6 protein-coding genes and 4 pseudogenes are annotated in these 7448 nt (G+C 72.4%); 2 read left to right on the forward strand and 8 right to left on the reverse strand.

Annotation, left to right across the window (positions count from 1 at the left end; genetic code table 11):
- Positions 1 to 30: 30 nt before the first annotated feature.
- Positions 31 to 1923, reverse strand: coding sequence for an AbrB family transcriptional regulator (locus FF86_RS48100; protein WP_313954330.1), 1893 nt, complete (start codon positions 1921 to 1923; stop codon positions 31 to 33).
- A gap of 23 nt (positions 1924 to 1946) precedes the next feature.
- Between FF86_RS48100 and FF86_RS48105 the strand changes: the two are divergent.
- Positions 1947 to 2180: pseudogene (locus tag FF86_RS48105) on the forward strand (hypothetical protein); the annotation flags it as partial.
- A 6-nt stretch (positions 2181 to 2186) separates the two neighbouring features.
- Positions 2187 to 2672, forward strand: coding sequence for a response regulator transcription factor (locus tag FF86_RS13885; protein ID WP_242418737.1), 486 nt, complete (start codon positions 2187 to 2189; stop codon positions 2670 to 2672).
- A 52-nt stretch (positions 2673 to 2724) separates the two neighbouring features.
- Here FF86_RS13885 and FF86_RS13890 read toward each other — a convergent pair whose 3' ends face one another.
- The 7 genes and pseudogenes from FF86_RS13890 to FF86_RS48130 form a co-directional block, all read right to left on the reverse strand.
- Positions 2725 to 3537 (reverse strand): membrane protein, encoded by an 813-nt coding sequence (locus FF86_RS13890; RefSeq protein WP_044887881.1) that lies wholly within the window; start codon positions 3535 to 3537, stop codon positions 2725 to 2727.
- 116 nt (positions 3538 to 3653) lie between these two features.
- A partial coding sequence (locus FF86_RS48110; RefSeq protein WP_255355786.1) for an acyl-CoA dehydrogenase family protein occupies positions 3654 to 4270 on the reverse strand: 617 nt, incomplete at its 5' end.
- Between the two features lies 1 nt (position 4271).
- Positions 4272 to 4716 (reverse strand): annotated as a pseudogene (locus tag FF86_RS48115) (acyl-CoA dehydrogenase family protein); the annotation flags it as partial.
- Between the two features lies 1 nt (position 4717).
- Positions 4718 to 4805, reverse strand: a pseudogene (locus tag FF86_RS48120) (hypothetical protein); the annotation flags it as partial.
- 62 nt (positions 4806 to 4867) lie between these two features.
- Positions 4868 to 6895, reverse strand: coding sequence for a biotin carboxylase N-terminal domain-containing protein (locus tag FF86_RS13900; RefSeq protein WP_044887898.1), 2028 nt, complete (start codon positions 6893 to 6895; stop codon positions 4868 to 4870).
- Between the two features lie 8 nt (positions 6896 to 6903).
- The coding region (locus tag FF86_RS48125; RefSeq protein WP_304438141.1) for a carboxyl transferase domain-containing protein at positions 6904 to 7222 on the reverse strand (319 nt) is incomplete at its 5' end.
- A gap of 1 nt (position 7223) precedes the next feature.
- A pseudogene (locus FF86_RS48130) lies at positions 7224 to 7448 on the reverse strand (carboxyl transferase domain-containing protein); the annotation flags it as partial.

The raw sequence follows: 7448 nt of genomic DNA on the forward strand, positions 1-7448 counted from the left end.
GCCGGTTAGCCCGGGCCCGACCGGAGACACCTACCGCAGGACCGAGCCGTGGCGGTGAGTCCGAGCCGTGGCGGTGAGTCCGAGCGAGGGAGGCGTGGCATGAGTGACGTCAGAACCGAGACCATCACCGGCGGTCGGGTGGTCGGGACGCAGGCCGGCCCGAGTCCGATCGGCATCTACCTGAACGACCACCTCGCCGGCGCCACCGCCGGGCTGCGGCTCGCTCGCCGTACGTCGACGGCCCACCGCGGAACACCCTTCGGCGACACGCTGGCACGGATTGCCTCGGAGATCGCCGAGGACCGCGACGCGCTGCTCGAGTTCATGCGCGCCCTCGGCGTTCCCGAGCGGAAGTACAAGATCGCCGCCGGCTGGATCGCCGAGGCGGCGGGCCGACTGAAGTCCAACGGTCGGGTCGTGCGCCGCTCCGCGCTGAGCACGGTGGTCGAGCTCGAGACGCTGCGAATCGGGATCGCGGGCAAGGCGGCCGCCTGGCGCACGCTGAGTGCCGTCGCCGACCGCTACGACCGGCTCGACCAGGACCGACTCGACGTGCTGCTCGAGCGGGCCCGCAGGCAGGCCGACGCGCTCGACGACCTGCGGATCGCCACCGCCCGGGCCGTGTTCGGGGACGGGGACGGGGACTGACGCGGGGGCCACGGTGACCGGCGTCGTCCGGCGGACGAGCCAGCGGACCAGCGGCGGGGTCAGCAGCACCACGAGGACGAGACGGAAGCTCTGGACGGTGGAGACCACACCGACGTTGATGTGGGCCACGGTGGCGGTGGCAAGCACCGCGTTGATGCCGCCCGGGGTCGTCGCCAGGTAGGACTCCAGGAACGGGATGCCGATCATCCTGGCCAGCACCCAGGCCAGGCCCGCGGAGCCCAGGCAGACCAGGGCGATGCAGCCGCACAGCGACGGCAGCACCCGGCGGATCTCGCGCACCGAGTCGCGACTGAAGCGCAGGCCGACGTCAAGCCCGACAAGGATGAACACCAGGTCACGCAGCGGGCCCGCGGGAGCGAACCCCGGCCCGACGGCGATCGAACCCACCACCATCCCCAGCAGCATCGGGCCCAGCAGCGCCGGCGCCGGCAGCGCGAGGCGGCGCCCCGCGCGGGCCCCCAGCAGGCAGACCCCGGCGAGGAACGCCAGGCCGAGCAGTTGGCTGGAGCCGTCGACGAGGTGCGCGAAGGCCGGGAAGGATCCCGGGTGCGGGCGTCCCACCGTCCCGTGGGACACGGCGACGACGGCGGGGGCCGTCAGCGCGACGAGGCCCACCCGCAGGTACTGGCTCAGGGCCACCAGCCGGCTGTCCGCCCGCAACTCCTCGGCGCAGGCCACGATCGCGGCCGAGCCGCCCGGCATCATGCCGAGCGCCGCGTCGGTGAAGCTGCCTCGGCTGGTACGGCTGAACAGCAGGGCCGCCAGCAGGCAGAGCGCGATGGTCGCCAGCGTGACCACCGTCAGGGGAAGCGCCGTGCCCAGGACCGATCGCAGCTGCGAGATGTTCAGATAACTTCCCATCAGGACGCCGAGGACGGCCTGGGATCCGCGGAGGGCCGGGGCCGGGAGATTCCGCCGGACCATCCCGCCGAGGGCGAGAGCGGCCCCCACCAGCAACGGGACGACGAGCTGCGGCGCGGGCACCCCGACGATTTCCCCGATCTCGCCGAGGAGATAACAGGCCATTACGAGCAGAATCCAGGCGCCAGCGCTGTTCGCGCGACACCGGAACGAAGGCAGAGTTCCTTGCACCCGGCCCAGGCTACGGCGACCGGATGTGAAACCTGTGAATGCAGAAAAGGTAGTTACCCAGGCAGACCATTCCAGCCCGCCACGATGGAGCCAGAACGTATGGCCCGAAGGTCGGAAAAAGCGGACTCCAGTCCTGGTCCGAGCCTGCGTCGTCGCCCTCACACGCTCTTCACACCCCCGGCGTGATGTTCTGCAGGCGGTTCCATCCGTCGAGCTCGCGTCGAAGGAGAGGTGCGGGAGCGGTGCCCGGAGCGATAGCGGTGGTCGAGGACGATCCGGCGCTGCGGCGCGTCCTCGTCCGCGGACTCGAGGCGGCGGACTTCCAGGTCGTCTGGGCGGTCCGCGACGGTGCCTCCGCCCTCGGCCAGGTCGCCGCCATCGCGGCCAGGCCCGACGCCCTCGTGCTGGATCTGGGCCTGNCGGACATGGACGGGATGGACGTCGTCAGTGCTCTGCGCGACCGCGGCGTCGAGGCACCCGTGCTGGTGCTGACGGCACGCGATGCGCTGCCCGACCGGCTGCGCTGCTTCGCCCGCGGGGCCGACGACTACCTGACCAAGCCGTTCGCGTTCGCCGAGCTCGCCGCCCGGCTGGACGTGCTGGTCCGGCGCCGCCGACCGGATGCGGGCGGCAACGCGATCGCCCTGGATCCGCTGCGTTTCCGCCTGGGCAGCGGCGGGACGGCCGTTCCCCTGAGCCCGACCGAATACCGCCTGCTGGCGACCCTGCTGGTGCGCCGCGGGGAGGTCGTCCGCCGGGAGACGCTGGTCTGTTCCGCCTGGCCGGCCGGCGCGATCGTGCGGGAGAACACCCTGGACTCCTATGTGACGAGGCTGCGGCGCGCCCTGCGGAGGGCGGCGGTCGACGCCCGGCTCGACACCGTCCGCGGGATCGGATACCGGCTGCACTGACCCGTCCGCCGTCCGCCGTTCGCCACCCCGACCGCCGCCCGCCGCCCGCGTCTCAGGCCTGCGTCGTCCTCCCCGGCAGGCCCTCGGGGGCGATCTCGTCCCGGCGCCGGACCGTGAGGTAGGCGACGAGCCCGACGATCGCGACCAGGAAGATCACCGTGGTCCCGACCGTGCCCAGACCGAGCCCGCCCTCGTCCCGCGGCTGGGACAGCAGGTCACCGGCGGAGGCTCCGAGCGGCCGGGTCAGCACGTAGGCGATCCAGAAGGTGACCACGGCGTTCACGGCGAGGGCGAACCGAGCGGCCGCCACGGCGGCGATGGCCGCGGCGAACACGAGCACGGATACTCCGTAGCCCAGGTTCAGCTTCTCCGCGACCAGGTCACCCGCGGCCGTGCCCAGAGCGAAGGTGAACAGGATCGCCAGCCAGTAGAAACCCTCCCGCCGCGTGGTGTAGATGGTATGGATCGACAACGTCCGCTCGACCGCGAACCACGCCGCGAACGTCGCGGCCAGCGCGACGGCGAAGACGGCGGTGGTAACTGCCAGCGGCACGCCCGCGTTGTCGGTCAGGTTGTCGGTGATGAGCGTGCCGACCACGCTGATCAGGACGACCGCGAGCCAGTAGACCCAGGGAATGTAACGCTCCAGCCGAAACTGGAAGAACAGCGCGACGACCAGCAGGGCGCCCATCACGTAGGTCGTGGCGGTCAGGCCCAGGCCGAGATTCGAGTTGAGAAAGTCCGCCGCGGTCTCACCGATCGTGGTGCAGAGGACCTTGATGATCCAGAAGAAGATCGTGACCTGTGGGACCTTGTTCAACGTCGTCCGGCCCCATGGTCCCGCCCGGCCAGTCACAGCAGTCATGCCGCGAGGCTCGCAGTCCGGACCTGACGATAACCTGACTGCGTCTCCCAGGAACCTGACTGCGTCTTGCGGGAACCTGACTGCGTCTCCCGGGAACCTGACTGCGTCTTGCGGGCCTACAGGCCGAGGTCGCGGGCGATGAGCATCTTCTGCACCTCGCTGGTGCCCTCCCCGATCTCGAGGATCTTGGAGTCCCGCCAGTGCCGGGCCACCGGGTACTCGTTCATGAACCCGTAGCCGCCGAAGATCTGGGTCGCCTCCCGCGCGTTGGTGACGGCCGCCTCCGAGGAGAACAGCTTCGCCATCGCGGCCTGCTTCTTGAACGGCTGGCCGGCAAGCATCCGGGAGGCCGCGTCGTAGTAGGCCGCCCGCGCGACGTACGTCCGGGTCTCCATCTCCGCGATCTTGAAGGCGATGGCCTGGTTGCGCCCGATCGGCGCGCCGAACGCCTCCCGCTGTCTGGCGTAGCGCACGCTCTCGTCGACGCAGGCCTGGGCGAGCCCCACCGACAGCGCCGAGATGGCGATCCGCCCCTCGTCGAGGATGCTCAGGAAGTTCGCGTACCCGCGGCCCCGCTCGCCGAGCAGGTTCTCCGCCGGCACCCGCACGTCGTCGAACGTCAACGGATGAGTGTCGGAGGCGTGCCAGCCGACCTTCGAGTAGGCCGGCTGCGCGGTGAAACCCGCGGTCGGCACCGGCACCAGGATCGCCGAGATCTCCTTGCGCCCGGCGGNGGTCTGCCCGGTCACCGCGGTCACCGTCACCAGCCGGGTGATGTCCGTGCCCGAGTTGGTGATGAACGCCTTCGACCCGTTGATGACCCACTCGTCACCGTCGAGGCTGGCGGTCGTGCGGGTGCCGCCCGCGTCGCTGCCGGCGCCGGGTTCGGTGAGCCCGAACGCGCCCAGCGCCCGTCCCGACGTCAGCAGCGGCAGCCACCGCTCCTTCTGCGCGTCGGAACCGAACCGGTACACCGGCATCGCGCCCAGCCCGACGCCGGCCTCCAGGGTGATCGCCACCGACGAGTCCGCCCGCGCCAGCTCCTCGATCGCCAGGCACAGGGTGAAGTAGTCCGCCCCCTGCCCGCCGACGGCCTGCGGGAACGGCAGGCCGAACAGTCCCATCTCCGCCATCTGCGCGACGACCTCGTACGGGAAGGTCTTCGCCTCGTCGTGCGCCNCCGCCGCCGGCGCCACGACCTCGCGGGCGAACTGTTCGACGAGCTTGCGCAGCGACTCCTGATCCTCGCTCAACCGGGTGTCGGGCATGATGTCCTCCTTCAGGATTCGGCTGCGGGATCCGCTGGGGAATTCGGCTTCGGGACTGGGCTTCAGCTTCCGGCCGGAGCCGGGTCGACGACGGCGAGCACCGCGTCGAGGGTGACCTGCTCGCCGATGCCGACGAGGACGTCCTTGACCCGGCCTGCGACCGGGGCACCGACGGTGTGCTCCATCTTCATCGCCTCCACGACGACCAGCGGCGCGCCGGCGGCCACCTCGTCGCCGGCGGCGGCGTGCACCGCGATGACGGTGCCGGGCATGGGGCTGCGGGCCTCGCCGCCGTCCTCGACGGCGGCCGCGGCCGAGCGGCGGCGGTGTTCGGACACGGGCCACGCGGCGCCGTCGGCGCCCAGCCAGAGCGTGGCACCGTCGGCGACGGCCCGCCACCGGCGGGTACGGCCGGCCAGCGTCACCACCAGCTCGCCGCCGGCCGCCAGCCGGCTGCCCGGCCCATCCGCGCCCGCCCCGACCCACTCCACGGCGGCCGGGATCGGCTCGCCGCCGTCGACGGCGACCAGCGCGTCCCCGGGGGTGCCGCGCACGCCGACCTCGACCGGTTCGGCGAGGCCCGCGGCCGTGATCGTCCAGTGCAGCGACGAGTGCTCGCCGGGCCGCCATCCGCTGGGGACGTCCCAGGGGTCGACGAAGGGCGTGTCCGGCGTCAGCTCCAGCAGGCGGGCCAGCGCGTACACGGCCGGGAGGTCGGCCGCGCCCGGGGCGGCGGCGACGAGCGCGTCGAGGTCCCGTTCGATCAGGCCGGTGTCGAGCCGGCCGGCGCGGGTGTCCGGATGGTCGAGCAGGGCCCGCAGGAAGCCGACGTTGGTGGTCACGCCGAGCACGCAGGTGCGGGCCAGCGCCCGGTCGAGCCGGTCCAGCGCGGTGTCCCGGTCCGGCCCGAAAGCGATGATCTTGGCGAGCATCGGGTCGTAGGTGGACCCGACGGTGGCGCCGAGGCGCAGCCCCGAGTCGACCCGGACGGCGGGCCCCGACGGCTCGTCCAGCCGCAGGACCCGCCCGCCGGTCGGCAGGAAGCCCCGCGCGGCGTCCTCGGCGTACACCCGGGCCTCCACCGCGTGGCCGGTCAGCCGGATGTCGGCCTGGGTGTAGCCGAGCGGTTCCCCGGCCGCGACGCGGAGCTGTTCGGCGACGAGGTCGATCCCGGTCACCAGCTCGGTGACCGGATGTTCGACCTGCAGGCGGGTGTTCATCTCCAGGAAGAAGAACTCCTCCGGGTTCGCCGCGGCGACGAGGAACTCGACCGTGCCGGCCCCGACGTAGCCGACCGAGGCGGCCGTGGCGACGGCCGCCGCCCCGATCCGCTCCCGCGTCTGCGGGGACAGCAGGACCGACGGCGCCTCCTCGACGACCTTCTGGTGGCGCCGCTGCAGGCTGCACTCCCGCTCGCCGAGGTGGACGGTCGTGCCGTGCGCGTCCGCCAGGACCTGCACCTCGATGTGGCGGGGACGGTCCACGAACCGCTCGACGAACAGGGTGTCGTCGCCGAACGCGGCGGCGGCCTCGCGGCGGGCACCGGCGATCTCCGCCCGCAGCCGGGCGGCGTCCGTGGCGACCCGCATGCCCTTGCCCCCGCCGCCCGCGGACGGCTTGAGCAGGACCGGGTAGCCGATCTGCGCGGCGGCGTCGACCAGGTCGGCATCCGTCATCGCCGGGTCGTCCCGGCCGGGCACCACGGGCACCCCCGCCGCGGCGACCGCGCGCCGGGCGGTGATCTTGTCACCCATCACCTCGACGGCGCGGACCGGCGGCCCGACGAACACGACACCCGCCTCGGCGCACGCCGCCGCGAACGCCGCGTTCTCCGACAGGAACCCGTAGCCGGGATGGACGGCCTGGGCCCCGGTGGCGACCGCGGCCGCGACCACCGCGGCGATGTTCAGGTAGGACTCGCGGGCGGGCGCCGGCCCGATCCGCACGGCGACGTCGGCCTCCCGCACGTGGCGCGCGCCCGCGTCGGCGTCGGAGTAGACCGCCACCGACTCGATGCCGAGTGCGCGCAGGGTCCGGATCACCCGGACGGCGATCTCCCCGCGGTTGGCCACCAGCACTGTCGAGAACATGCTCNCCCTCACATCCGGAAGATGCCGTAGCCGGGCGGGTCCATCGGCGCGTTGGCCGCGACCGACAGCGCGAGCCCGAGCACCGTGCGGGTGTCCCGCGGATCGATCACCCCGTCGTCCCACAGCCGGGCGGTCGAGTAGTACGGGCTGCCCTGCGCTTCGTAGCGCTCGCGGATCGGGGCGCGGAAGTCCTCCTCCGCCTCGGCCGGCCAGTCCTGCCCGCGGGCGGCGTACTGCTCGCGGCGGACGGTGGCGAGCACCGCCGCGGCCTGCTCCCCACCCATCACCGAGATCCGCGCGTTCGGCCACATCCACAGAAACCGCGGCNAATACGCCCGCCCACACATCGAGTAGTTCCCCGCACCGAAACTACCCCCGATCACCACCGTGAACTTCGGCACCCGCGCACACGCCACCGCCGTCACCATCTTCGCCCCGTGCTTCGCAATACCACCCGCCTCGTACTCCCGCCCCACCATGAACCCCGAGATGTTCTGCAGGAACACCAACGGAATCCCCCGCTGATCACACAACTCGATGAAATGCGCCCCCT

Source organism: Frankia sp. CpI1-P (assembly GCF_001421075.1).
Classification (GTDB): Bacteria; Actinomycetota; Actinomycetes; order Frankiales; family Frankiaceae; genus Frankia; species Frankia torreyi.

Excerpts from the sequence above, each read along its gene's own strand:
- FF86_RS13900 (WP_044887898.1), bottom strand. The coding sequence starts at position 6,895 with ATGTTCTCGACAGTGCTGGTGGCCAACCGCGGGGAGATCGCCGTCCGG.
- FF86_RS13885 (WP_242418737.1), top strand. The coding sequence starts at position 2,187 with ATGGACGGGATGGACGTCGTCAGTGCTCTGCGCGACCGCGGCGTCGAG.
- FF86_RS13890 (WP_044887881.1), bottom strand. The coding sequence starts at position 3,537 with ATGACTGCTGTGACTGGCCGGGCGGGACCATGGGGCCGGACGACGTTG.